Source organism: Cupriavidus sp. 01L45 (assembly GCF_056399885.1).
In genome coordinates, this window is sequence record NZ_JBFTSG010000037.1 from 38,749 (window position 1) to 63,033 (window position 24,285).

At 65.9% G+C, this 24,285-nt stretch carries 21 protein-coding genes; 8 read left to right on the forward strand and 13 right to left on the reverse strand.

Annotated elements, in window-relative coordinates; translation table 11 throughout:
• Positions 1 to 4 precede the first annotated feature (4 nt).
• The gene (locus AC1DT6_RS24235; RefSeq protein WP_441632820.1) at positions 5 to 778 is read right to left on the reverse strand and encodes a YbaY family lipoprotein; all 774 of its coding nucleotides are present in this window, start codon (positions 776 to 778) and stop codon (positions 5 to 7) included.
• Positions 779 to 1,273: 495 nt separating this feature from the next.
• Between AC1DT6_RS24235 and AC1DT6_RS24240 the strand changes: the two genes are divergently transcribed.
• From AC1DT6_RS24240 to AC1DT6_RS24250, 3 genes are all read left to right on the forward strand, one after another.
• Positions 1,274 to 2,179, forward strand: coding sequence for a transporter (locus AC1DT6_RS24240; RefSeq protein WP_441632822.1), 906 nt, complete (start codon positions 1,274 to 1,276; stop codon positions 2,177 to 2,179).
• Positions 2,180 to 2,268: 89 nt separating this feature from the next.
• The gene (locus tag AC1DT6_RS24245; protein WP_441632824.1) at positions 2,269 to 4,218 is read left to right on the forward strand and encodes an alkyl/aryl-sulfatase; all 1,950 of its coding nucleotides are present in this window, start codon (positions 2,269 to 2,271) and stop codon (positions 4,216 to 4,218) included.
• Positions 4,219 to 5,101: 883 nt separating this feature from the next.
• Positions 5,102 to 6,520: an NCS2 family permease gene (locus AC1DT6_RS24250; RefSeq protein ID WP_441632826.1), complete on the forward strand. Its 1,419-nt coding sequence runs from the start codon at positions 5,102 to 5,104 to the stop codon at positions 6,518 to 6,520.
• Here the strand turns inward: AC1DT6_RS24250 and metC are convergent.
• The 5 genes from metC to AC1DT6_RS24275 are packed head-to-tail and all read right to left on the reverse strand — an operon-like array spanning position 6,468 to position 11,042.
• Entirely contained in the window at positions 6,468 to 7,784 is a 1,317-nt protein-coding gene (gene metC, locus AC1DT6_RS24255; protein ID WP_477114962.1) for a cystathionine beta-lyase, read from the reverse strand. The two genes, AC1DT6_RS24250 and metC, sit on opposite strands and share 53 nt — an antisense overlap.
• A gap of 32 nt (positions 7,785 to 7,816) precedes the next feature.
• On the reverse strand, positions 7,817 to 8,671 hold the full coding sequence (locus AC1DT6_RS24260) for an amino acid ABC transporter ATP-binding protein (protein ID WP_477102723.1): 855 nt from the start codon (positions 8,669 to 8,671) through the stop codon (positions 7,817 to 7,819).
• Positions 8,658 to 9,461: an amino acid ABC transporter permease gene (locus tag AC1DT6_RS24265; RefSeq protein WP_441632832.1), complete on the reverse strand. Its 804-nt coding sequence runs from the start codon at positions 9,459 to 9,461 to the stop codon at positions 8,658 to 8,660. Before AC1DT6_RS24265 ends, AC1DT6_RS24260 begins: the two co-directional genes overlap by 14 nt.
• Positions 9,448 to 10,194: an amino acid ABC transporter permease gene (locus tag AC1DT6_RS24270; RefSeq protein ID WP_441632834.1), complete on the reverse strand. Its 747-nt coding sequence runs from the start codon at positions 10,192 to 10,194 to the stop codon at positions 9,448 to 9,450. The genes AC1DT6_RS24265 and AC1DT6_RS24270 overlap by 14 nt, the downstream gene beginning before the upstream one ends.
• Positions 10,194 to 11,042 (reverse strand): transporter substrate-binding domain-containing protein, encoded by an 849-nt coding sequence (locus tag AC1DT6_RS24275; RefSeq protein ID WP_441632836.1) that lies wholly within the window; start codon positions 11,040 to 11,042, stop codon positions 10,194 to 10,196. Before AC1DT6_RS24275 ends, AC1DT6_RS24270 begins: the two co-directional genes overlap by 1 nt.
• Positions 11,043 to 11,321: 279 nt before the next feature.
• Here AC1DT6_RS24275 and AC1DT6_RS24280 point away from each other — a divergent pair, with 279 nt between their 5' ends.
• On the forward strand, positions 11,322 to 12,326 hold the full coding sequence (locus AC1DT6_RS24280; RefSeq protein WP_441632838.1) for a tripartite tricarboxylate transporter substrate binding protein: 1,005 nt from the start codon (positions 11,322 to 11,324) through the stop codon (positions 12,324 to 12,326).
• A 77-nt stretch (positions 12,327 to 12,403) separates the two neighbouring features.
• Here the strand turns inward: AC1DT6_RS24280 and AC1DT6_RS24285 are convergent, their stop codons facing one another.
• The gene (locus AC1DT6_RS24285) at positions 12,404 to 14,665 is read right to left on the reverse strand and encodes a rhodanese-like domain-containing protein (protein WP_477111399.1); all 2,262 of its coding nucleotides are present in this window, start codon (positions 14,663 to 14,665) and stop codon (positions 12,404 to 12,406) included.
• A gap of 289 nt (positions 14,666 to 14,954) precedes the next feature.
• On the opposite strand from AC1DT6_RS24285, the gene AC1DT6_RS24290 reads away from it, so the two are divergent.
• The 4 genes from AC1DT6_RS24290 to AC1DT6_RS24305 all read left to right on the forward strand — a co-directional run bounded on the left by AC1DT6_RS24290 (position 14,955) and on the right by AC1DT6_RS24305 (position 19,007).
• Positions 14,955 to 15,557 (forward strand): cysteine dioxygenase family protein, encoded by a 603-nt coding sequence (locus tag AC1DT6_RS24290; protein WP_441632842.1) that lies wholly within the window; start codon positions 14,955 to 14,957, stop codon positions 15,555 to 15,557.
• A 48-nt stretch (positions 15,558 to 15,605) separates the two neighbouring features.
• Complete coding sequence (locus tag AC1DT6_RS24295; protein ID WP_477114963.1) at positions 15,606 to 17,231, forward strand: rhodanese-like domain-containing protein; 1,626 nt, start codon at positions 15,606 to 15,608, stop codon at positions 17,229 to 17,231.
• Positions 17,232 to 17,415: 184 nt separating this feature from the next.
• On the forward strand, positions 17,416 to 17,709 hold the full coding sequence (locus AC1DT6_RS24300) for a helix-turn-helix domain-containing protein (protein ID WP_045236754.1): 294 nt from the start codon (positions 17,416 to 17,418) through the stop codon (positions 17,707 to 17,709).
• A complete protein-coding gene (locus AC1DT6_RS24305; protein WP_441629465.1) occupies positions 17,706 to 19,007 on the forward strand; it encodes a type II toxin-antitoxin system HipA family toxin in 1,302 nt (433 codons plus the stop codon). The genes AC1DT6_RS24300 and AC1DT6_RS24305 overlap by 4 nt, the downstream gene beginning before the upstream one ends.
• A 26-nt stretch (positions 19,008 to 19,033) precedes the next feature.
• Here the strand turns inward: AC1DT6_RS24305 and hutG are convergent, their stop codons facing one another.
• The 6 genes from hutG to AC1DT6_RS24335 form a co-directional block, all read right to left on the reverse strand.
• On the reverse strand, positions 19,034 to 19,975 hold the full coding sequence (gene hutG / locus AC1DT6_RS24310) for a formimidoylglutamase (protein WP_477102729.1): 942 nt from the start codon (positions 19,973 to 19,975) through the stop codon (positions 19,034 to 19,036).
• The gene (locus tag AC1DT6_RS24315) at positions 19,972 to 20,733 is read right to left on the reverse strand and encodes an amino acid ABC transporter ATP-binding protein (RefSeq protein WP_441629467.1); all 762 of its coding nucleotides are present in this window, start codon (positions 20,731 to 20,733) and stop codon (positions 19,972 to 19,974) included. The genes hutG and AC1DT6_RS24315 overlap by 4 nt, the downstream gene beginning before the upstream one ends.
• Entirely contained in the window at positions 20,730 to 21,398 is a 669-nt protein-coding gene (locus AC1DT6_RS24320) for an amino acid ABC transporter permease (RefSeq protein WP_441629468.1), read from the reverse strand. The genes AC1DT6_RS24315 and AC1DT6_RS24320 overlap by 4 nt, the downstream gene beginning before the upstream one ends.
• Before the next feature lie 14 nt (positions 21,399 to 21,412).
• Positions 21,413 to 22,162, reverse strand: coding sequence for a glutamine ABC transporter substrate-binding protein (locus AC1DT6_RS24325; RefSeq protein WP_441629469.1), 750 nt, complete (start codon positions 22,160 to 22,162; stop codon positions 21,413 to 21,415).
• A 76-nt stretch (positions 22,163 to 22,238) separates the two neighbouring features.
• Positions 22,239 to 23,006, reverse strand: coding sequence for an IclR family transcriptional regulator (locus AC1DT6_RS24330; RefSeq protein ID WP_441629470.1), 768 nt, complete (start codon positions 23,004 to 23,006; stop codon positions 22,239 to 22,241).
• A 290-nt stretch (positions 23,007 to 23,296) separates the two neighbouring features.
• Positions 23,297 to 24,013 carry an SDR family NAD(P)-dependent oxidoreductase gene (locus AC1DT6_RS24335; RefSeq protein ID WP_441629471.1) on the reverse strand — a complete coding sequence of 239 codons (717 nt, stop codon included), beginning with the start codon at positions 24,011 to 24,013 and terminating at the stop codon, positions 23,297 to 23,299.
• Positions 24,014 to 24,285 lie beyond the last annotated feature (272 nt).

A 24,285-nucleotide genomic window follows, 5' to 3' on the forward strand; every position in this document is an offset into this window, starting at 1 on the left:
TCTTCTAGCGCTGCGCCACGGCCTCGAAGCGCGCCGCCACGACATTGTCGGCCCCGAGCAGATCGAGCTGGTGGCCCGCGATGCGATAGCGCCGTACGGTTTCCAGGGCGCGCAGGATCTGCGTTTCCTGGGCCATGCCCTGTGCGCAGGCCATCATGGTGCCTGCCAGGCCTTTGATGCGAAGCTGGTCCCCATCGACTTCAAAGCCGCCCATCAGGCTGTTGCAGCCGCCATTGCCTGACAGTCGCGCTTCGTCGGTGGCAAGGATCAGGTGCGGTTCCCGCTGGTGCTCCGCCACGCTGACCGGCGCATCGCCTATCCGCGTGAGCTTCCAGTAAGTCCCGCGCAACGGACTGTCAGGCACCTGGGCGGATGGTTTCCCCTCGCCCCTCGAAGCCGATACCAGCTGCAACTGGAGTGGCGCATTGCTGCCGTCGAGCGCCGGGACATGCGTGTCGGTGGTGAACAGCAACCGGCCGTGCTGCCGGATCACCGCCCGCACGGCGTAGCGATGGCCAGGTTCAATCGCCTGGTCTTGGTAGGCAACCCCGAAATGAAAGGGTGGCTGGCCCGCCGGATCCAGCGTGGAGCGGCCGATAACCTTGGCTGGCGCTCCGGCGCGCGATACGTCTTGCAGCGTGACTTCAAACACGGCATCGGGAGGCAACGCGATACGCTCGCGATAAGCCGCCGTGCCCGTCACGGTGCCGGCCAGCGCAGGCAACGCCAGGGCGGCAACGATCGCTGCAAGAGTTTGGCGTACGGGGTTCTTCGACATGGTTTTCTCCGTTCTCGGGTTCATTGGGTTGACTCGTGAAGCCTTCACGCAATCACGACTATGTAGTTTTCCGGACAACTGCTGACTATATGCCACGCGTCGAGCCTGCACCTTCCGTTTCAGGATTCCGCAGCGTCCACGTCGATGCAATAGGCCTACATAACACACTTCTGGCGTAACGCTTTTGCCGGGCATCAAACTCGCGGTTATTCCCCAAAACTCGCGATCACACAATGCAGCGGGAATCAGGCCGGCAGCACAAAGTACAATGACGGCCCTTCACTCGGTCCTGAATCAACCGGTCACCCACTGATGATCACGTATTGAGTTTCACTTCGCATCCGATTGGGAGTATTCATGCGAAAAAGCGTTACCCCAGCCGTTCATCCCGTACGCTGTGTACTGGGAAAACGAGCAATGAAATGTAGCAAAAATATAACAAAGACACGCACTTTACACAGGCCTGCATGGCAATGCCATCTCGATGCCGTGCGATTGAAGCCTTCGGCCGCCGCGTTGTTATTTTTCCTGCTGCCTGGCATTGCGGCCGCCGATGGTGCCCGGGACTGGATCAATCTCCCGATCGACACGAATCTGGTCTATCTCTACTACAACCATGTTCAGTCCAACACGCAGCTCGACACGACCCTTCCAGTGCAAGGTGTTGACACCACCATGAACATGGCGTTGGTCCGCTATGCGTATTCCTTTCCGGTTGCAGGCAAGACCGGCGGTATCCAGTTCCTGCTGCCCTACAGCTGGGCGACAGCCACCATCGATAGTTCCATTGCTCCGCTGGCTTCGCGCGAGTTCAGCAAGAACGGCGTGGGAGACCTGACCGTTGTGCTGGCAGCCAACCTGTTTGGCGCGCCGGCAATGACGCGCGAGGCATTTGCCAAGGCCACACCACAGACGCTTCTTACCGCGGCAGTCTTCCTCACCGTGCCCGTCGGGCAGTATGACCGGAACAAGCCGGTCAACTTCGGTGGAAATCGTTGGGTAGTCAAGCCACAGCTTGCATTCAACTATCCCTTTGGCAACTCGATGCTGTCCGTCAATGGCAATGTTTCGCTTTACACGGAGAACAGTGAATACTACAAGCCGGATGGCCACGGAAAGCTTCAGCAAGAACCGTTGGGGACGCTGGAGGCGCACTACAGCTACAGCTTCAACCGCGCGCTGTGGGCGGCGGTGGACATGGTCTATAGCAACGGTGGGCAGACCAGGATCAACGGCGTCAAGCAACACAACGCACAGGACACACTGAAGCTTGGTGTCAGCGGAAGCTTCAATTTCACCCCCACGGATGCCGTCTCGATGTCCTACCTCAAGACCGTCAGCACGCCTGCAGGCGCTGCGGATGTGAAAGTGTTTTCCATCAACTACAACCACGCCTGGTAGTGGGCCGACACCCTTTCCGTGAATACCGATAACGACAAAGAACTATAAACATGAAGAGAAAACCAGGTTCCCGGCGACGCCTTCTGGCAATGGCGCTTGCCCTTGCGAGCACCCCCGCACTCCTTTTTGCGCAATCCGCCCCGGCGCCTGGCAAACCCGCCACGGACCGGACCCGCCAAGCCAATGCCGCCATTCTCAAGGAACTTCCGTTTAACGACCGGACCGACTTCGAATCGGCGCAGCGCGGTTTCATCGGCACCACACCCAACCTGGTCATTCGGGCAGAGAATGGCAAGCACGCCGCCTGGAACTTGCCGGCATACGATTTTCTCAAGGCCGAGGGGGCGCCCGACACCATCAACCCCAGTCTGTACCGCATGGCTCAGCTCAATATGTTCAACGGGCTGTTCGCCGTTGTCGACCGCGTCTATCAGGTACGCGGCTTCGACCTGTCCAACATGACGATTATCGAAGGTGACACCGGACTTATCCTGATCGATCCGCTGATCAGCAAGGAAACCGCGAAAGCCGCGCTTGACTTGTATTACCAACACCGGCCGCGCAAGCCGGTCGTGGCCGTGATCTACACCCACAGCCACGTGGATCACTATGGCGGCGTCAAAGGCGTCGTGAACGAGGCGGATGTAAAGGCTGGCAAGGTAAAGATACTGGCGCCCGAGGGCTTCCTGGAAGAAGCGGTCAGCGAAAACATCTATGCCGGTACCGCCATGAGCCGCCGGGCCACGTATATGTATGGATCGCTACTGCCGCGCGGGGCGCAAGGCCAGGTCGATGGCGGGCTCGGCAAGAGCACCTCGCTTGGCGAGGTCACCTTGATCGCCCCCACCGATTCGGTAAAAAAGACTGGCGAGACACGCACGATTGACGGCGTGCAGATGGAATTCCAGATGGCGCCCAATACCGAAGCGCCTGCGGAAATGCTGATCTGGTTCCCGCAGTTCCAGATGCTCAACATGGCCGAAGATGCCACGCACACCCTCCACAACCTCTATACGCTGCGTGGCGCTCAGGTGCGCGATGCCAGGGAATGGTGGAAGACCGTCAACGAAGCGATCAATCGCTATGGCGTGCGCGCCAGGGCCGTGATCGCCCAACACCATTGGCCGACCTGGGGCGACGCCATCGTTCCGTTCCTGGAGAACCAGCGTGACATGTTCAAGTACCTTCACGACCAGACGCTGCATCTTGCCAACCAGGGCTACACGTCGGTAGAAATCGCGGAAATGCTGAAGCTCCCCGACAGCATTGGCAAGCAATGGTACAACCGGGACTACTATGGCACAGTCAATCACAATGCCAAGGCGGTCTACCAGCGTTACCTCGGCTGGTACGACTCTAATCCCGCAAACCTGTACAAGCTGCCGCCCACCGAGGCCGCCAAGCGTTACGTGGAGTTCATGGGCGGTGCGAAAAGCGCTATCGGGAAGGCCCGGCAATCGTTCCAGGAAGGCGATTATCGCTGGGTGGCGGAAGTGATGAACCACGTCGTCTTTGCCGATCCGGATAACAAGGAGGCGCGCGAGCTGGGGGCCGACGCGCTGGAGCAACTCGCCTACCAGACCGAGAGTCCCACGTGGCGTAACGAATTCCTGATGGGCGCCCTGGAATTGCGGCACGGCGCCGTCAAGCTACCGGGCTCCGGCGTGGCCTCGGCCGATACGGTAAATGCGATGACCGCCGACATGATCCTGGACTATGCCGGCATTCGCCTGAATGGGAGGAAGGCCGCCGGGAAGACGCTCAATGTCAACTGGCTCAATCCTGAAACCCACGAGCAATACGCGATCGAACTGCGCAATTCGGTCCTGATTTATACGCTCGGGAAACAGCTTCCCAAGGCGGATGTCACGATCACGACCAACAAGCTCGGCCTGGCAGGCGTGCTGGGCGGGGCGACCACACTGAGCAAGCTGTCGCAGGCGGGAAAGGCGAAGGTTGAAGGCGCAGGCGAAAAATTCGACGAACTCGCAGGCATGCTCGACACGTTCAGACCTGACTTCAATATCGTGACGCCATAATTCGCGCTGAACGATCCGGCGGCCAATATGGGAAGCGACGTCCGCATCCGCCGAGTTGTCCGGTCCCGGCGCTCTCCACTGGCGGAGAGCCTGCGCGGAACTTTTTCTGCGCATTTCCGGGCGGATGATGACCCCGGTTCTCCGGCGCGGCGGCCGACAGGCCCGCATTCGCGGTCATGGTTCGAATGCCACGTCGGGCGCATCCGTGGGCGTTGGCGACAGGATGCCGGTCTGGTGCCGACTTCCGACGCCGAGGCAGAGAAAGCCGAACTGTAGAGCCCGTGCCCCGGTAGGGTCGTCTTGCTTTTCGCCATTCTTTTGCCGACGCGCCAATGTAAGAAGTGATCGATATCCCACGCAGCGGAATACCATATGGCTTTTGCGCACAAAAGCCAACTCCACCCCAACGCCCACCTCAGTATCCACTGGTAGAATCGGCCCCCCTCAAACAAAAGCCAGCAGATCCGATACCGCACGTAAGTGCACTCCTGACTAACCGAGCCACATCCCCACCCCCACCGCATTCATCGTCGCCCGCCCACCCGCCAGCAGCCACAACTCACGGACTTGCGCCCCCACCACCGGGGATCCGCGGGACACCTCACATATATCCAAATCCCAATAACAGGCATGTCTGCGCCGTTATGAACGAATCCTGCGCCTCCCTTAGTCTTGCGCCATGTCGGACCGGCACCACCAGCACGGAGTGGCGAAGATCCGGCCGACAGCGACGTACCGCGGCAAATGCAGTGCCGGACGCGACACAACCCAGTGCGCGGCGGCCCGCAGACCTGCCCCGGTAACGACAACGAAAAAGCGAGACAGCCTGGAATACGAGCGGCGTAGCCGCCGCCCCAGTGCACCACAAAGGAGACACTCCGCCATGCTTGAGCAGCCGTTCCCCGGCCGTGCCGCCGCCCCCGGTACCGAAGCGATCGAGGCCAAGGCCATCGACACCATCGAGGCCATCGAAGTCAATGGCTTCCTTGACCGCTACTTCCAGATCAGTGCGCGCGGCAGCACTGGCCGGCGCGAGGCGCTTGCCGGCGTCACCACGTTCATGGCCATGGTGTATTCCGTGTTCGTGGTGCCGGGCATGCTCGGCAAGGCGGGCTTTGACTCCAGTGCCGTATTCGTCGCCACCTGCCTGACCGCGGCCTTCGGCTCCTTGCTGATGGGTGTGTGGGCCAGGCTGCCGATCGCCATCGGCTGCGCCATCTCGCTGACCGCGTTCACTGCCTTCGGGCTGGTGCTCGGGCAGGGTCTCTCCCCGGCCGTCGCGCTGGGTGCGATCTTCCTGATGGGCGTGGTGTTCACCGCCATTTCCGTGACCGGGGTGCGCTCCTGGATCCTGCGCAACCTGCCATCCGGCGTGGCGCACGGCACGGGGATCGGCATCGGTCTGTTCCTGCTGCTGATCGCGTCCAACGACGTGGGGCTCGTGATCAAGAATCCGGGCGCCGGCCTGCCCGTTGCGCTGGGCAAGATCACGGCGTTCCCGGTGGTGATGTCGATCCTTGGCCTGGCCGCGATCTTCGGGCTCGAACGCCGCAAGGTGCCCGGCGGCATCCTGCTGGTGATCGTCGCGATCTCCGCGCTGGGCCTGGCCTTCGACCCTGCCGTCAAGTTCTCCGGCGTGTTCGCCCTGCCCGCGCTGAGCGCGCCGGGCCATGCCACGCTGATCGGCTCCATGGACATCAAGGGCGCGCTGTCGCTGGCGGTGCTGCCCAGCGTGCTGGCACTGGTGATGACCGCCGTGTTCGATGCCACCGGCACGATCCGCGCGGTTGCCGGCCAGGCCGGCCAGCTCGATGCGAAAGGCCAGATCCCCAACGGCGGCCGTGCCCTGACCACGGATTCGCTGAGCTCGATCTTCTCGGCCTTTTTCGGTGGCGCGCCCGCCGCGGCCTACATCGAATCAAGCGTAGGCGTAGCCGCCGGCGCCAAGACCGGCCTGGCCGCGGTGGTAGTGGGCCTGCTCTTCCTGGCGGTGATCTTCTTCTCGCCGCTGGCCGGACTGGTGCCTTCGTACGCCACCGCTCCCGCGCTGATGTACGTGGGACTGCTGATGCTCAGCAGCGTCAGCAAGCTGCATATGGACGACATGGTCGACGCCATGGCCGGGCTGGTATGCGCGGTCTTTATCGTGCTGACCTGCAATATCGTYACCGGYATYATGCTSGGCTTCTGCACCCTGGTGATCGGCCGCGTCGTGGCCGGCGAGTTCCGCAAGCTCAATGTGGGAACCGTCAGCATCGCGCTGGCACTGGCCGTGTTCTACGGCGGCGGATGGGCCATCTGAGGCTTGACGGCCGCGGCGCGCGCCGCGGCCGTTGATGCAGGCGGCACCGCGCGGGCTGATGGCCCGCGCGCCGTTGCGGCAATGCCGCCCGCAATGCCAATTCCAGCCCCTGCTCCAGGTCAGCGATCAAATCCTCGGACGCTTCCAGGCCGATATGCAGGCGGATCACCGGCTCGGTGCCTCGCCAGTACGAATGCGTCGCCAGCCGTTCCGGCGCGGCCACCTGCACCAGGCTTTCATACCCGCCCCAGGAAGCCCCCAGCCCGAACAAGCGCAGCGAATCCACCAGCTTGCGCGCCGCCGCCGCATCGGCGCCGGGCAACGCGAACGACACCAGCCCGTTGGCGCCCGAGAAATCCCGCCGCCACAGCGCATGACCGGGGTCCGAGGGCAAGGCCGGGTAGAAAACCCGCCCCACCGCCTCATGCGCTTCCAGGAACCGCGCCACCGCCAGCGCGTTGCGATGATGCTGCGCCAGCCGTACCGCCAGCGTGCGGATGCCGCGCAGCGCCAGGTAGGCATCGTCCGCGCCGATGGCCAGCCCGAAGCTATCGTGGGTATCGGCAATCCGGTGCGCCAGCGCTTCATCCCTGACCACCACCGCGCCCTGCATCAGGTCGGAATGGCCGCTGATATATTTGGTCGAGGCCAGGATCGATATATCCACGCCCAGCGCCAGCGGCTGCAGCACGTGACCGGACGCCCAGGTATTGTCGGCGGCAACCACCACCCCATGCCGGTGCGCGATCTGCGACAGGCGCGGCAGGTCCAGCACCTCGTACAACAGCGAACTGGGCGACTCCAGGTAAAGCAGGCGCGTATTCGGACGGATCAGCGCGTCCACATCGTGCTGGCTGGGCGAGAAATAGCTGACCTCGATGCCCAGGCGGCGCAGCAGCGTCTGCTCCAGACGGCGCACCGGCGCGTAGACGCTGTCCGCCACCAGCGCATGATCGCCGGGCGAGAGCAGCGCCAGGAACGTCAGCGAGATCGCCGCCAGCCCGGAAGGCGCAAGGAAGGTACGGTTGCCGCCTTCCAGCGCGGCAATTGCGTCTTCCAGCGCGCGATGCGTGTCCATGCCCTGCCGGCCGTAGGAACTGACGCGCTCGCCGCGCGCATGGCGGGCACGGATATCGTCGTAGGCGTCGGTATTCTCGAAACGCACGGTGCTGGTCCGCACCACCGGCACATTGACCGGACCGTGGCCCTGGCTGAAGGGCGGCGTGCCGGCGTGGATCAGTTGGGTATCGCGATGATGGCTCATGGTTCTTCGATGGGGATTGGACCGGGCGGCGCTCAAACAGCAAAGCGCAGCTTGTCGAAAGAGAAGACGAAGGGATCGGCCGCCACGCGCGGCGCTGCGCCCAGCGCGCGGTTGAGAAAGGCGCGCGTGCGCTCGCTGCGCGGTTCGCTGAAGATGCGGCGCGCCGGGCCATGCTCGACGATCCGCCCGCTCTCGGTGAAATACACTTCGTCGCTGATCTCCTCGGCAAAGCGCATTTCATGCGTGACCAGCAGGCAGGTCAGGCCCTCCGCCACCAGGTCGCTGATCACGTTCAGCACCTCGCCCACCGTTTCCGGGTCCAGCGCTGAAGTCACCTCATCGAACAGGATCAGCTCGGGCTCCATCGCCAGCGCGCGGGCAATCGCCACGCGCTGCTGCTGGCCACCGGAAAGCTCGCCCGGATAGGCGCCCGCCTTGTCGGCCAGGCGCACCTTGCGCAGCAGCTCGATGGCGGTAGCCTCGGCCTCGGCCCGGCCACGCCCCAGCACGCGCAGTGGCGCGATGGTGAGATTCTGCAACACGGTCAGGTGCGGAAACAGGTTGTACTGCTGGAAGACAAAGCCCACCCGCTTGCGCAGCGCGATGCGCTCGGCCTCGCTGCGCAGCTCGCGCACCGCCACGCCGCCCACCGTCACCGTGCCCTGCTGCGGGGCCAGCAGGCCCGTCATGCAACGCAGGATGGTGGACTTGCCCGAGCCCGACGGGCCGATGATGGACACCGCCTGCCCGCGCCGCACTTCCAGGTCGATGCCCTTGAGCACCGCGTTGCCGCCGAACGCGAGGTGCACGTCGCGCAGCGCAACCAGCGGCGCTGGCGTGGGGACCGCGGACAACACGGGTCCGCCGCTATGTTCAGGCAACAGCATGTTTTTGTTCCAGGAAACGGGTGAAGCGCGAGATCGGGTAGCACCAGGCAAAGAACATCGCCAGCACGATGAAGTAGATCAGCACGGTAAAAGCGGTCTGGTTGACGGTATTGCTGGCGATCTGCGCGGTATCGAGCAAATCGTGCACGCCCACCAGCGAAGCCAGCGCGGTGCTCATGGTGAGTGTGGCGTACAGGTTCATCCATGGCGGCAGCATGCGCCGCACGCACTGCGGCCCGACGATCAGCCGCAGGATCTGCCAGCGCGAGAACGCCATCGAGCTGGCCGCCTCCCACTGCGTGAGCGGGATCGACTGCACCGCGCCACGCAGCACCTCGGCCACATTGGCGCTGGCCGGCAGCGCCAGTCCCACCACCACCTTGAGCCAGTCCGGGAACGGCACGATATGGCTGCCGATGTTCAGCTCGAACGGAAAGACATAGGTGGAGAAGTAGATCAGCACCAGCCACGGCGCATTGCGGAACACCTGCACATAAAGCTGCGCCGGGCGCCACAGCAGCGCCAGCGGCGACAGCCGCAGCGCGCCGACCAGCAGCCCGCCAGCGGTGCCCAGCGCGATCGCCAGCAGGCTCACGCCGATATTGACCAGGAAGCCGCGCGCCAGCGCCGGCGACCATTGCCACGCGCTGGCCAGCGCCCGCGCCAGGTCCGGATGGCGGGTGGCGGCCAGCGCCACCGCCACGAGCGGCAGGAGCCACAGCAGGCTGGCGAAGCGGCCCACGCGCGGCCATGCCGGCGCGCCGCGGAAAATGGAATCAGCGGTCGCCATAGCCGGGCATCCTCAGCCGAAGTTCCAGCCAGTTGCCGGCCTGGCTGACCACCCAGGTCAGCAGGCCAAAAAACAGCAGCAACAGCACCATCAGTTCCAGCACGTTATCGCGCTGGGTCCAGATCATGATGGAGGCATAGGTGATATCGCCCACGGCAATGGCCGACGCCACCGCCGTGGCCTTGACCAGATCCACGGAGTTGTTGACCAGGGCAGGCAGCGCGAAGCGCACCGCCAGCGGCAACTGCACCCGCCACAGCAAGGTGCGGCGGTCGAAGCCGAGCGAGGCCGCCGCCTCCAGCGTGACCCTGGGCACCGCTTCGATGCCCGCGCGCAAGGCTTCGGCATGGAACACACCCTTGTGCAGCGACAGCACCACCACCACCCACAGGAACGGGGTGAGCGGATTGCTCCGCTGCGCATCCTGCAAGGCATGGGTGATCAGCATATTGAGCACGAGGAAGGCGCAATAGAGCTGCACCAGCGTGGGCGTATTGCGCGTGACCTCCACAAAGGCGCGCGTGGCACCGGCCAGCAATGGCCGGCGCGAAGTCAGCAACGCCGCCATGGCCACCCCCGCCACCAGGCTGCCGGCCAGCGCGCAGACCACCAGTTGCACGGTGACCCATGCGCCATGCACGAAGGAAGCGCGGTCATAGGCATCGGCAAGAAATGCATAGTTCAGGCCGAAGCGGCGCGCCACCTCGATCCCCCAGGCAATCGCTGCATCCATCAGGAACGGCCGCCCTTGAACTTGTCGTGCAGTTCGGTCAGCGCAGGCGAAGGCGGCTGGATGCCGGCCTTCTTCTCGGTAGCCACCAGCCAGCCGCTGCGATGCCAGTTCTGCACGATGCGGTCGACGGCCTGGATGGTGTCCTGCTCGCCCTTGCGGGTCCAGATCACGGTGGGCGCGGGGTTCAGTTCCGGCAGCACGATGCGGTAGTTCTGCCACTCGGGATTGCCGCGCACCAGCGGTTGCAGCAGCGTGTTGTCGTGCACGGCGCCGGCGCAGTTGTCGCCGCGCAGGGCCAGCAGCGATTCCGCCGAGCCCTTGAAGCCCTTCGGGATGGCGCCGTATTCCACCTGTACCGGCCGCGTATAGCTGCTGCCTTGCGAGATGCAGACCGTCTTGCCCTTGAGGTCTTCCCAGCGGCGGATATCGCTCTGCCTGGGCACGATCACGGCGCCGCCCACGCGGTAGTAAGGCGTGGGCACGTGGCCGAGCTGCTCGCCGCGATCGGCGTTGTATTCCATCGATGCGATCAGCACATCGACCTTGCCTTGCTGCAGGAACTGCACGCGGTTGGAGGGCTGCACCTGCACCGTTTCCAGCTCCACGTTGAGTTGCCTGGCGAGATCCTGCGCAAGCTCCGCGTTAAAGCCCACGGGTTTCTGCGTGGCGGGATCGATCGAGCCGAAAGCGCTGCCGGACAGCATGACGCCGACCACGATCCTGCCGCGCTGGCGGATCTTGTCGAGCGTGGCGTCGGCATGGGCGGCGCCGGCGAGGAAGGTACCTGCCAGCATGGCAGCGGCGAGGACGATGGGACGCGGGGAACGCAGGGGAAAGATACGGGTCATGGTGTGTTCGAGTTCTTGTAGGCGAAGTCGTGTCTTGCGCGAATGGCATGCCGCCGGAGGGGCTGGCTGGAGCGTCCGGTGCGCCATGCGGTCAGCAAACTGTACCCATGCGCCGATGAACACGGAACGAATCATTGAGCCCATCGTTATGCGCTGCGCGTTGCCGGTCGCAGTGCCGCCAGGCCGGGCCACACCGCATATCCATGCGCGGAAAGATTCGTTGGCCTTGCCCGCCGCGCTTTCTAAGCTTTGCGCTCGATTCGCCTCCGGCCACATCCCATGCAACGCCGCACTGTGCTCCGCACCCTCTCCTGCCTTCCTGTCGCTGCCGGCGTGGCAGCCATCGCAGGCGTTCCGTTCCACAGCCACGCCACGCAAGCCGCGGAGGCCTTTCCCTCGCGTCCCGTGCGCATCGTGGTGCCGGTGGCTCCCGGCGGCAGCGCCGACAAGCTCGCGCGCACGCTGGCCCTCAAGCTCAGCGAGAAATGGGGGCAGCCGGTAGTGGTGGAAAACGTGGTTGGCGCCAGCGGCACCCTGGGCGCGGCACAGGTGGCAAGGGCCAGGCCTGACGGCCATACGCTGCTGCTGGGCGGGGAAGGCGTGACGCTGAATGCCTCGCTGTTCAAGACGCTGCCCTATGACACGGGCCATGCGTTTCGCGGCGTGAGCAAGGCGGTGGTCAATCCGCAGATCCTGGTGGCGCGGCCGGACCTGGGCGTGCGCAGTCTCCAGGATTACATCGCGCTCGCGCGCAAGAAGCCAGGCGAACTGACGCTTGGCCTGCCGGGCAACGGCGGCATAGCCCACGTCGCGCACGAAATGCTGTCGCGGCAGGTCGGCATCAAGGTCAACTACATTCCGTATGCCGGTGGCGCACCCGCCACGGTGGACTTGCTGGGCGGGCATATCGATGCCACGCTGATCACGCTGGCGGCGGTCACGGACTACGTGCGCTCAGGGCGCCTGACGGCGCTGGCGGTCACGACGCCTTATCGTTCGAAGGCACTGCCGCAAGTGCCGACCATGGCGGAAGCCGGGGCCGCCGGCTTTGCGGTGGAGAGCTGGCAGGGGCTGATCGCGCCCTCGGCCACGCCGACGCAGGTGGTGGAGCGCATCAGCCGCGATGTGGCGGCGGTGCTCAATGTGCCGGCCACGCGTGGGCAGTTGGAGGATGCGGGATATGTGGTGGTGGGTTCGTCGGCGCAGGAGCTGGACGCTACGCTGTCGCGCGATTTGCCGAAGTACGCTTCCGTGATCGCGGCTTCGGGGATTTCGTTGCGTTGAGGCGGGAGGGAAAGCGCTCACGTGATGTGAGCGCTATCGGTATGGCGGTATATGGCGCGCGCGCCCTCTCCCCGCGCTCAGCCCTGCCGATAGTCCACCAGCCGCACCGGCAGATCGCCATCGCGTTCCAGCTGATCGACCAGGCCGATCTCCCAGTTCAGGTAGGCATGCATCTCCGCCTTGCGGCGGTTCTCGTCCTCATAGGCATAAGCGCTGTACCACGCGTCTTCGTCACCGGTCAGCACGCGCGCCGCGGCAGCGCTACCCGCCCCCGCCGGTTCAACAGGCAGGCCCAACGCCTGCCAGCGCGCATTGCCGCCGAGCAGTGCCCGCACGTCGCGCCCGCTGGTGCGGCGCAACTCTGCCGCAACCGCCTGCGCCAGCACGCCGTCCGATGACGTCACGACGATGATGTCTTCGGCCTCCCCGTGCTCCAGCACCAGCGCCACCTTCTCCGGTGTGGCAAACCAGGCGCCAGGCACATGGCCGCGGCGGAATGCAAGGCTGCTGTCCACGTCGGCCACGCTTACCCCGCCCCGCGCTTGCAACTCGGCGAGCGATGCCACCTCGATCCAGGGCGCCTCCACCTCGGAGGCACGCAGTACGCGCACGGGCTCCGGCCCGGACTCGCGCGGCGCCAGCGGCGCGGGACGGAACAGGTAGACCTCATGCCCGCTGAACTGCGCCAGCCACGCGGCCGTGATCTGCGCGCGCACGCCATCCCAGTCGGCCAGCACGATGCGGGCGCGGCGGGTGCCGGCGTAGGCGTCGGTGGCCTGCACCAGTTGCCCGCCGGGCGCGCTGCGCCAGCCGGGCAGGTGCCCTGCCGCGTATTCCTCGGGCGAGCGCACGTCGAAGCGGTACAGCGTGCGTGCGCCGGCTTGCTGCTCGAAGGCGGCCAGCTGCGCCGCATCGATATGCCGCACGCCGGCGCGTTCGGCCACCCGCGCCGCACGCTCGCGCGCGGCCGCCTGGGCCGCATCGCACGGCTGCGGCGCGAAGCGGGTCTGGCCGTGGTCCAGCTTGTAGCCCGCCAGCAGCCAGGCCATGGTGCCGTCCTTGAGCGACACCACGCGATTGGGAATGCCCGCGTTGATCAGCGTCTGCGCGCCCACGATGCTGCGCGTGCGGCCGGCGCAATTGACGACCACCAGCGTGGCGGGATCGGGCGCGATCTCGCCGATGCGGTAGACCAGTTCCGCGCCGGGGCAGTCGACCGCGCCGGGAATGCTCATATTCTGGAATTCCGTGAAGGGGCGGCTGTCCACCACCACCACGTTGTCGCCGCGCTCCTGGTAGAGCCTGAGCGTCTCGGCGGTGATCCACGGCGTGCGCAGCTCATGCTCGATCACCTCGCCGAAGGCCTTGCTTGGCACGTTGGTGCCGCTGAATACCTCATAGCCCGCCGCCTGCCAGGCGCGCGTGCCGCCTTCCAGCACGGAGACGTTCGTATAGCCGAAACGCAGCAGCTTGGCCGCGGCCGCGTGGGCGATATCTTCCGCCAGGTCCGTCACGACGATGCGCGTAGTCCGGCGCGGCACCAGGCGGTCGATCGTGGTCTCGAGCCGGCCCAGCGGCGCGGGCACCGCGAACAGCAGGTGCTCGCGCGAGAATGCACCTTCTTCGCGCGCGTCCAGCACGGCCAGTTCCTCGCCCGCTGCAATGGCGCGCTTGAGCGCGGCCGGGCTCACCAGCGGATGGCGGATCAGCGCCGGCGCGGCAAAGGTGCGGCAGGTGTACTGGGTGCCGTCCTCGGGCACGGGCTCGAACTTCACGCGAGCGGCGAGGCGGGTCAGCGTGAGGCCGTAGAAGTGCAGGTGCAGCCCGGGCGTGTCGCCGGTCAGCTCGATGGTATGCACATCGGCTGGCGACAAGGTGATGGCATTGCCCGCGCGCACGTCGAGCTGGCGCAGCGGCTCCAGCGTGTCCTGGCCGGGCCTGCTGCCCTGGCTGCGGTGGAAGATGACATTGCGCTCGACGCCGCGCACCCCGGCGATCACCGCCCAGGTGGTGTGGTCGTGCGGCGGCTGCGCCTTGCCGGGCAGGCCGGCGGAAGCGAACAGCGCGAAGCCGCCGTCCGGATCTTCCGCCAGCCGGTAGATCGCGGCGGGCCGTGCCGTGTCCACGGGGAAGTGCTCGGGCGGGAACAGGTGCGCCTGGCCGGCCAGCGCCACCAGTTCGTCGGCCAGCGCGGCCAGCGGCGCCCTGTCGGCGGCCTGGCGGGCGGCGATCTTGCGGGCGCGGGCGATAAAGGCCGCGACGGCGGCGGCGCGGGCATCGCTTACGTCGCCGGCGGCCGCGTCATCGACAAGGGTCTGGGTCAGGTCGGTAATGGTCATGGCGAGGGATTTTCGTGAATGCTGGGAGAGTGCGGGGACAGTGCGCGGCTTGCGCGGCCAATGGCTTGCCCGCGCACCGGACACTAGAGCCTAAGAGAAGTTGCGCCGCCGGCTAACGAATCAGATCGCAGATCGTTATGCCGTGGCCGCCGCGCATGGGTGCGCTTCGCCCGCCGGCACGGCTTCGCATATGCATCGTCGATATTGTTCGTTCTTGCGCAGCCTCGTATTCCTTAGAGTAAAGGCCTGCCGCCACCCGCCGCGGCTTCGCACCGACCAAGGACTCCCCATGACGACCCGGAACCAGCGCACTGCCGCCATTGCCACCACCCTTGCCGAGGTCCGCGCACTGACCGCGCAGCGCGACATCGACCGCGCCACGCTGGCACAGGTCGCCGCGGTCCTGCAGAACCTGGCCAGCCGCAAGGACCTGTTCGGCTTTGCCGACTTTCCGCCGCCCGGCGATGGCGCCACCACCTCCACCCGCTACCGCCTGAGCGAGGAAGGCCAGTTGCCGGCGCTCTACCTCAACTCGATCGTGCCGGGCAAGAAAACCATCCCGCACAACCACGACACCTGGGCCGTGATCGTGGCCGTGCAGGGCGATGAACTCAACCGCGTCTACCGCCGCACCGACGACGGCAGCAACCCCGAGCGGGCCAGCATCGAACTGGAGCGCGAACTGGTGGTGCGCCCGGGCACGCCGATCAGCTTCCTGCCGCAAGACATCCACAGCATTCACGTGGTCGGCGACGCGCCGACACTGCATTTCCACCTCTACGGCCGTCCGCTCGAAACCCTGACGGGCCGCATCGGTATCGAGCCGGAAACCGGGCGTATCGTCAACTACAACGCCACCCAGTTGAACCGCAGCGAAAAGATCGCCGCCTGAGGCTGCAATGGACAGCGCCCTAACCCCCTTCTTCACGCAGAGCAATCCATGACCCGATCCATCGATGCCGCCGCCCTGCGCGGCTGGCTTAACGACGGCCAGCCGCTGGCGCTGTTCGACGTGCGCGAGCACGGGCAGCATGGCGAGGGCCATCCCTTCTTCGCCGTGCCGCTGCCCTACAGCCGGCTGGAACTGGACGTGGCGCGCCTGGCGCCGCGCCTGGGCGAGCGCATCGTGCTGCTCGACGACGGCGACGGCGTGGCCGGGCGCGCGGCGCAACGGCTGGCGGCGCTGGGCTACCGGGACGTCACGCTGCTGGCCGGCGGCGCGCCGGCCTGGGCTCTGGCCGGCTTCACTTTGTTCAAAGGCGTCAACGTGCCGTCCAAGACGTTTGGCGAACTGGTGGAACACCTGCAGGAAACGCCGCGCCTGAGCGCCGCGGAACTGGTAGCGCGCCGCGCCGCCGGCGAGCCCCTGGTACTGGTGGACGGCCGCACCTTCGATGAACACCAGAAGATGACCATCCCCGGCGCGCACAGCCTGCCCAACGGCGAGCTGGCCTTGCGCCTGTCCGCCCTGCTGCCGGATGCACGGACCAYCGTGGTGGTGCACTGCGCCGGGCGCACGCGCAGCATCATCGGGGCCCAGACGCTGCGCAACCTCGGCCTGCCCAATCCGGTGCTGGCGCTGGAAAACGGCACGCAGGGCTGGTACCTGGCCGACTACGCGCTGGAACACGGCAGCCAGCGCCGCTACCCGCCAGCCCCGGCAGCCGGCGAGCTGGCCGAGGCGCGTGCGCGCTCGGCCCGGCTGCTGCAGCGCGACGGGCTGCCCGCGCTGTCGGCCACGCAGGCGCAGCAGTGGCTGGACGACGACCGCCGCACCACCTACCTGCTCGACATCCGCACCGCGGAGGAATTCGCCCAGGGATCGATCGACGGCGCACAGCATGCGCCCGGTGGCCAGCTGGTGCAGGCCACCGACCAGTACATCGGCGTACGCGGCGGCCGCGTGATCGTGTTCGACGACGACGGCGTGCGGGCGCCCGTGGTGGCGAGCTGGCTGCACCAGATCGGCTACGAGAGCGCCGTGCTGGCCCATGGCGTCAATGCCGCCGTCAAGGCACCCGCGCCGCCGCGCACCCTGCCCGCCCATGCCCTGCCGGTGCTCGACGCCAACCTGCTGCGCGCTCTGTATGCCGAAGCGCCCGATGCGCTGCGCTTCGACCTGCGCGACAGCGCCGAATACGCACGCGGCCATGCCAAAGGCGCAGCCTGGTCGATCCGCCCGCGCCTGCCGGCCACGCTCGACCGCCTCGGCGCCACGCACGACCATCCGGTCATCCTGATCGCCAGCGAGCCGCATATTGCCAACCTGGCCGGCCTGGACCTGCTGGCCGAAGGCTACCGGCACGTGTATCGCCTGGCCGAGGGCTACCAAACCTGGCAAGCCGCGGGCCTGCCCGAAGCAACCGAACCCACGCCGCTGCCCCCCGAGACGCGTATCGACTACCTTTTCTTCGTGCACGACCGCCACGAAGGCAACAAGGACGCCGCCCGCGCCTACCTGGCCTGGGAAACGGGACTGATCGCCCAGTGCGCGCCGGACGAGATCGGCCGCTTCCGGATCCCGGCACCCGCCGCGCTGGCGTCGGCCCGTCACAAGACCGCGTGAAATCATTCGCCATTGGCTTTGGCCACCCCGGAAGCGTTGCGCTCGGGCGTTGGTATCGACTCGCGGGCAATTCGCCTGCCGTTGATTGTTATTTAATAATAATTACCAATAAATTATGTAATACCATAATACGTAGACAGCTTGTGCTATGATATTTCATATCTTTTTGATGTGAAACTATGCTATGCCATCCTTCTACGACCAGCTTCAGGCCCGCCGCGCCGCACGGAAGTCCTCGCTTGGGGACGTGGCGCGGCTGATTGGCATGGCGCCGTCGAATCTCACCACGGCACTGAGCGGCCGGCATGATGTGCGCGCCTCCACACTCGAAGCCGTGGGCGCGGCGCTTGATGCGGAATGGGTGCTGGTGCCCCGCGAGCACCTGCTCGCCGTGCGGCGCCTGATCGAAGGCAAGGACAGCGGCCCGGACCGCGAAGCCAGGACATCGGTCGAGATGTTCCTGGAGCAGGAACCGTGAGCCCCGGACTGCGCCCCCGCTACCTGGAGGTACACCTGCACGGCGTACTGTGCGGCTACCTGTGCGAAGTCGAGCGCACCTGCCGCTTTGTACCCGCGGAAGCCTTTCGTGGCGACCCGTTGCGGCCCACGCTCAGCCTCTCGCTGACCTTTCCCGGCAATGACACGCTGACCGCGGCGGTACTGGCCAACCCCTTCCACCCCGCGCTCTACAACACCAACGGCGCGCTGCCGCCCTATTTCGCCGGGCTGCTGCCCGAAAGCGAATTGCGCAAGCGGCTGGAAGCCACACGCCATCATCCCGAGGACCGCGACGATTTCGGCATCCTGGCCGCCGCCGGCGAGGACCTGCCCGGCGCGGTGGTGGTGCGCCCCGCGCCCATCGACGCCCTGCCCGCGCACGTACGCACGGTTGGCGTGACGGGTGGCGCGGACAACCTGGAAATTGCCGTCATCGAAGGCGCCACCGAAGGCGCGGCCTCGGTCTCGGGCGTGCAGAACAAGATTGCGCTATCCACCGCGCATGCCGGCAAGCGCTACACCATGCCCACCCACGGGCACCTGTCGGACCTGATCGCCAAGCTGCCCACGCGCAACGACGACAGCCAGGTCTTCAACGAATACGTGTCGATGCAACTGGCACAGGCCGCCGGCGTGGCGGTCGCGCCGTGCCGGCCCGCGCCGCTGGCCGCCATCGAGGTGGAAGGCATGGCCGAAGCCCTTGGCGCGGATCTGCACTTCCTCGCCGTGGACCGCTTCGACCGCGAGCCGGGCGGACGCGTGCATGCCGAGGACGGTTGCCAGTTGCTGACCCGCATGCCCAATCGCAAGTACGCCGGCCGCGACGCCTACGCCGTGCTGGTGCAATTGCTGGAGCGGCTGAGCGTGCGCGGGATCGAGGATGTGCGGCAGTTCTTTATCCGGCAGGCCGTCAACACCCTGCTGGGCAACAGCGACGCCCACCTGAAGAACTTCTCCTTCCTGTACCGCAACGGCATCGCGCCAGAGCTGTCGCCTGCCTACGACATCGTCAGCGTGGCGGCCCTGCCGGGCTTTGCCGGCTTCGGCCAGAACGTCGTCATCGACCGCCAGCAGCGCGTGCAAACCCTGCAAACCTACCGCGAGTTCGCGCGCGAGGCGAAAATCGCCGGGCGCATCGCCACCGCCGCCGTCAAAGATGCGGTGGCCATGGCCCACGAGCGATGGCCCGCCTTGCTGGAACAACTACCGGCTCCGGCGGGCATGCGCGCGGTGGTGCTGGAGCGGCTGGCGACGCTACCGCTGGCACGGCGCAAATAGACGGCACTCGAAAAGCGGACCCCGCCTCAGGCCAGCAGCCGGTACGCCAGCCGTGCCGCCACCCGCGCGCCCTGATGATCGCGGTCGTAGTTGGGGTTGTACTCGGCCAGGTCGGCCACGCGCAACTTGCCGCTGCGCCGCACCTCGCCCACCAGCGCCTCGACTACCGCCAGCGGCACGCCAAAGGCAGCAGGCGCCGAGACGCCTGGCATGACGGCGGCCGGCAGCGCATCCAGATCGATGGTGAGATAGACATGCCCGGCCAGGGCCATGCGCTCCCTCAACGCGGCCAGGCGAGCATCGAGATGCCGTTCCTGCAAGTCGACATCCTCGACGTAAGACACGCCCAGTTCGTCGGCCCGGGCAAACAGGGCCGGGGTATTGGCGAGACGGCTCACGCCCAGGCAGACATAGTCGAACGGCTGCCCGCGGCGCGCACTCTCGCACGCGATCTGGTCGAACGGCGTTCCGGAACTTGCTGGCCGGCTGGTACGCAAGTCGAAGTGTGCGTCGATATTCACGATCAGCAGGCGGCCGTCGTCGCCGGCGGCATCCAGATGCGCCCGCAACCCCTGCCAGCTGCCCCAGGCGACTTCGTGGCCGCCGCCCAGCACCAGCGGCAAGCCGCCGCCATCCAGCACGGCACGGACCGCCCCCGCCAGGCGTTCCTGGGCGGCTTCCAGTGCATCGTCTTCGCAGATCACGTTGCCGGCATCGTACAAGGCCGGCAGTCCGTGCGCCGGCACATTGGCCAGGGCGCGGCGGATTGCATCCGGCCCCTGCGCCGCGCCGGCGCGGCCTTGGTTGCGCAGCACGCCGGCATCGCAGGCGAACCCAACCAGCACCGGCGATCCGGCCGGCAGCGGCGCGCCCGCGGCGCGCACAACATGGAACAAGCGCCTGGTATCGCCACGCTCGCCGGCGTCGGTACGGCCCTGCCAAAGAGACTCTGTCATTGCCATGCTCATTGCCGCGTCAGCACGGCTTGCAGGAAACCGCGCGTGCGCTCCTGCGTGGGCGCGGAGAAGATGACGGACGGCGGACCGGCTTCGATGATGCCGCCGCCGTCCATCACCACCACGACATCGGCGACCTCGCGGGCAAAGCCCATCTCGTGCGTGACCACCACCATCGTCATGCCTTCGGCGGCCAACACCTTCATCACTTGCAGGACCTCGCCCACCAGTTCGGGATCGAGCGCGGAGGTGGGCTCGTCGAACAGCATCACACGCGGCGCCATGGCGAGCGCGCGCGCAATGGCCACGCGCTGTTTCTGCCCGCCCGAGAGGCTGGCCGGCATGGCGTGCGCTTTATGTGCCAGGCCCACTTTCTCCAGCAGCGCCATCGCCTTGCGCTCGGCGTCGTCGCGCGAGGCGCCGCGCAGCATGCGAGGACCGAGCGTGACATTGTGCAGCACGGACAGGTGGGGAAACAGATTGAAGGACTGGAACACCATCCCGACTTCCGTGCGCAAGCGGTTCAGTTCAGGGTCGGCGATCAGCTGCCCCTGATCGAGCAGCCTGGTGCCACAGATCTCGATGGTGCCGCTCTCAGCCTGCTCCAGGCCGTTGCAGCAGCGCAGGAACGTGCTTTTGCCCGAGCCGCTGGGCCCGATCACAACCACCACTTGCGACGGCTCCACATCGAAATCGATGCCCCTCAGTACCGTATGGTCGCCGAAGGATTTGCCCAGATTGCGGATCCGGATGATTGCGGAATCGCTCATTGCACCATGCCTCCCATACGCAGCCGTTGCTCCATGTGCCGCAGGAACAATCCCGCGGCGCTAGTCAGCAGCAGATAGACCAACGCGATCGCCAGGTACACCTCCAGCGAGCGGTAGGACACACTGATGATCTTCTGCCCTTCGTGCATCACGTCGTGAATGGTCAGCAGCGATACCAGTGCGGAGTTCTTGATCAATGCGATGAACTCATTGCCTAGCGGCGGAATCATGCGCACGATCGCTTGCGGCAGGATCACCGCGCGCATCGCCTGGCCTGACGACATGCCGATGGAACGCGCGGCTTCCATCTGACCCTTGTCGACAGACTGGATCGCGCCCCGCACAATCTCGGAGACATAGGCGCCGGAATAGATGCCCAGGCCGATCACGCCGCAAACGAATGCCGGTAGCAGGATGTCAAATTGCGGCAGCCCGAAGAACAGCAAGAACAGTTGCACCAGCAAGGGCGTGCCACGAATCGCGGTCACGTAGGCGGTACAGATGCCATACACGACGCGGCGCCGCGGATCGAGCCGGCCGATGCCAACCAGCAAGCCCATCACGCACCCGAGCACCAGCGCGCAGGCTGTCACCTCGACCGTGACCACGGCGCCGCGCACCAGGTCGGGCCAGCCGGCCCAGACCGGCGAGAAGTCCAGTTCCATGATGTCTTCCCGCCTTACTTATGCGCGGCGCCGAACCATTTCTGGATCAACTGCGCATAGGTGCCATCGGCCTTGAGCTTGGCCAGGGCGGCATTCACCGCGCGCGTCAGCTCCGGCGTATCCTTGCGCACCGCCATGCCGTACTCCTCGGTGGTCAGGGCTTTCTCGACCACGCGCATACCGCCGCGCGCCTTGACATATTGCATTGCGGCGGGCTTGCCGGTCACTGCCGCATCCGCGCGGCCAATCTCGACCAGGTTGAACATTTCCTGGTTCTTTTCGACTTCCACGCGCTGGACCTGCGGATAGTTCTCGCGCAGGAAATTGACTGACTTGGTACCGACCTGCACGCTTACCTTCTTGCCATTGAGATCCGCCGGGGTATTGATGGCGGTATTGCCAGTTTTAACCAGCGCGACCAGGCCTCCGGTGTAGTAGGGATCGGTGAAATCCACCACCTTGCGGCGTTCCTCGGTGATGTAGATGCCGGACACCGCCATATCGAAGCGGCGCGAGATCAGGCCGGGGATCAGCCCCTTGAAATCGATGTCGGTCCATTCGACGCGCTTGCCCATCGTCTTGGCGAGCGCTTCGACCAACTCGACATCGAAGCCCGTGCGCTTGCCGTTCTCGACGAATTCCATTGGCGGGAAGGTGGCATCAGTGGCCACCCGCAGGACTGCATTGTCCTGGGCTCGCGCCAGGCCGGTGGCCAGGCTGAGGCCCATCAGGCCAATAAGCAGGCATTTGCGTCGAAGATTCATCAGTCGCTCCTCTCGTAGGTATTGGATTTCGTACTGGTTATTGCGTATTCGGTACCGGGCGCCAGGGTGCCGGGTACTAGAAGGCCTGGAGTCCGGCCGAGACTCTTCCTGCGGCCGACCTCGTCATCTCGATCAGGAGCGGCTCGCGCCCCTGCGTGCGGGTGGCCGGCGCCATCAGCGTGATGGAGCCGACCGCCGCTGTCTTCTCGCGCCGGCGGAACACCGGCACGCTGACGCCCCATACGCCGGCATCCACCTCGCCCTGGCTGACTGCATAGCCGGCCCGCTCGATGCCAGCAAGTTCGTCCAGCAATTGCTCTGCCTGCATGGCGTCCATATCGGGCAGGCCAAGCACGATGCGCCGGCGTGCGTCCTCGTGCATGAACGCAAGCAGGGACTTTGCCGACGCCCCCGCTCGCAATGGCACGCCGCGCCCCTTTTCAAATGAGCAACGCAGCGACTGCCGGCTCTCAATCATTTCCAGGCAAACCGCCTGATCCTTGGCCGCCACCACCAGCCCTACGCTCTCGCCGGTTTGCTGTGCCAGCCATTGCATTTCCGGCTGCGCTTCGCGCGCGAGGTGCGAGGCCATGTCAAAGCCAAGCGCCAGCTGCAGGCTGATCGGACCGGGCGCATATCGTCCGTCCGACTCCAGCACGAAGCCCCATTTCTTGAGCAGCACCAGTTGGCGATACAGCGTGCTCTTGGGCAAGCCGGTGGCAGCGCCCAGTTCGCGCACGGTCATCGGCTTGCCCTGCTGGGCCAAGGCGGCGAGCACGAACAGCACGCGATCCGCGCCAGCGGCGGGGTAGTTGGTTTCGGGGGCGTCGGTTTCGATCTGCATGGGACGAGAGCATGCGCGCGTTTTCCCGAATATCAAAACTGCGATTCCCAGCTCTTGGGAAAACGTGCCTAGGATTTACCCTAGCATCGAAATGGTTCTCCGCTTGCGTCCTCACCGGGGTTCTCCCGGATCCACTTCCCATGCCATGTACACGTCAAGCGCCAATCGCGGCGAAGAACGACTACCTGCGCGACATGGACGCAATGTCCCGGGCAGGCCTTGCGCCTGCCGGGTCAAGGGAACCCCTGTGGCAAGCCTCGCACCGCGCCGGCCCACGTGCCGGCCGCGGATCAACTCAACCCGTCCAGCACCAGGTGCTGTCCATGGATAGCCTGCGCGGCGTCCGAGGCGAGGAAGGCAATGGCGCGCGCCGCCGCCGCGGTCGAGACCCAGTCGCTCGGGTCGGCGGCCGGCATGGCCGCGCGGTTGGCATGGGTGTCGAGGATGCTCGGCGCGATGCTGTTGACGTTGACGCCGCCCCTGCGCACCTCGTGCGACAGGCTTTCCACCAGACGCTGCAGCGCGCTCTTGGACGCGCAATAGGCCCCCATCGCGGCGGCCCCGCTGGCCGCGCCGCGCGCCGTGACCGCCACCACCTTGCCTGCGCCCTGGGCAAGCATGGCGGGCACCAGGTGCTGCGTGACGGCAACCAGCGACCAGGCGTTGAGATCCATCATCCGCATCCAGGACTCCCGGCTGAGCGCATGGACGGACTCTCCCATCTCGAAGCCGCCAGCCACGTGCACCAGTACGTCGATACCCCCAAACGCATCGAGGATGGTGCGTGCCGCCACCGCCATGCTGTCCGGCGAGGTCACGTCGGCCGCCAGCAGCAAATGCCAGTCGGCGGCCTCGGGCACCGGTGGTTGTGCCCGCAGGGCGTCCACGCCCCGGTCGATCAGGGCTAACCGGGCCCCCTCGTCCGCGAACGCCTGGGTGACGGCCCGGCCTAGCGCACCGGCTGCGCCCGTGATCACGATGCGGCGCGGGGATGCTGACGAATCCATGGTGTTCTCCTGTGTCGTCGGGTAACGGATAGAGACAGACAGAGAGCGAGATGCCAAGGGCAGGCCCTGGCCGGACCGGCACCGGCTCCGCGCGCCCTCTCCAGCCTCCTAGTCACCATAGACCGCCGGCCTTCGCCTGGAAACCCGGCCCTGCACATTCGGGATGCCCACCCCCTGGCAGGCGGGCCGGACGCCACTGGACAACCCTGTCCGGAAACGTTGCAGAATCTTACAAACGATAATCATTATCATTTACAATTCGCCGCTTTAGC

Coding starts and splice junctions, on each gene's coding strand:
- AC1DT6_RS24235 (WP_441632820.1), bottom strand. CDS start 778: ATGTCGAAGAACCCCGTACGCCAAACTCTTGCAGCGATCGTTGCCGCC.
- AC1DT6_RS24245 (WP_441632824.1), top strand. CDS start 2,269: ATGGCGCTTGCCCTTGCGAGCACCCCCGCACTCCTTTTTGCGCAATCC.
- metC (WP_477114962.1), bottom strand. CDS start 7,784: ATGAGCCATCATCGCGATACCCAACTGATCCACGCCGGCACGCCGCCC.
- AC1DT6_RS24260 (WP_477102723.1), bottom strand. CDS start 8,671: ATGCTGTTGCCTGAACATAGCGGCGGACCCGTGTTGTCCGCGGTCCCC.
- AC1DT6_RS24265 (WP_441632832.1), bottom strand. CDS start 9,461: ATGGCGACCGCTGATTCCATTTTCCGCGGCGCGCCGGCATGGCCGCGC.
- AC1DT6_RS24270 (WP_441632834.1), bottom strand. CDS start 10,194: ATGGATGCAGCGATTGCCTGGGGGATCGAGGTGGCGCGCCGCTTCGGC.
- AC1DT6_RS24275 (WP_441632836.1), bottom strand. CDS start 11,042: ATGACCCGTATCTTTCCCCTGCGTTCCCCGCGTCCCATCGTCCTCGCC.
- AC1DT6_RS24280 (WP_441632838.1), top strand. CDS start 11,322: ATGCAACGCCGCACTGTGCTCCGCACCCTCTCCTGCCTTCCTGTCGCT.
- AC1DT6_RS24285 (WP_477111399.1), bottom strand. CDS start 14,665: ATGACCATTACCGACCTGACCCAGACCCTTGTCGATGACGCGGCCGCC.
- AC1DT6_RS24290 (WP_441632842.1), top strand. CDS start 14,955: ATGACGACCCGGAACCAGCGCACTGCCGCCATTGCCACCACCCTTGCC.
- AC1DT6_RS24300 (WP_045236754.1), top strand. CDS start 17,416: ATGCCATCCTTCTACGACCAGCTTCAGGCCCGCCGCGCCGCACGGAAG.
- hutG (WP_477102729.1), bottom strand. CDS start 19,975: ATGAGCATGGCAATGACAGAGTCTCTTTGGCAGGGCCGTACCGACGCC.
- AC1DT6_RS24315 (WP_441629467.1), bottom strand. CDS start 20,733: ATGAGCGATTCCGCAATCATCCGGATCCGCAATCTGGGCAAATCCTTC.
- AC1DT6_RS24320 (WP_441629468.1), bottom strand. CDS start 21,398: ATGGAACTGGACTTCTCGCCGGTCTGGGCCGGCTGGCCCGACCTGGTG.
- AC1DT6_RS24325 (WP_441629469.1), bottom strand. CDS start 22,162: ATGAATCTTCGACGCAAATGCCTGCTTATTGGCCTGATGGGCCTCAGC.
- AC1DT6_RS24330 (WP_441629470.1), bottom strand. CDS start 23,006: ATGCAGATCGAAACCGACGCCCCCGAAACCAACTACCCCGCCGCTGGC.
- AC1DT6_RS24335 (WP_441629471.1), bottom strand. CDS start 24,013: ATGGATTCGTCAGCATCCCCGCGCCGCATCGTGATCACGGGCGCAGCC.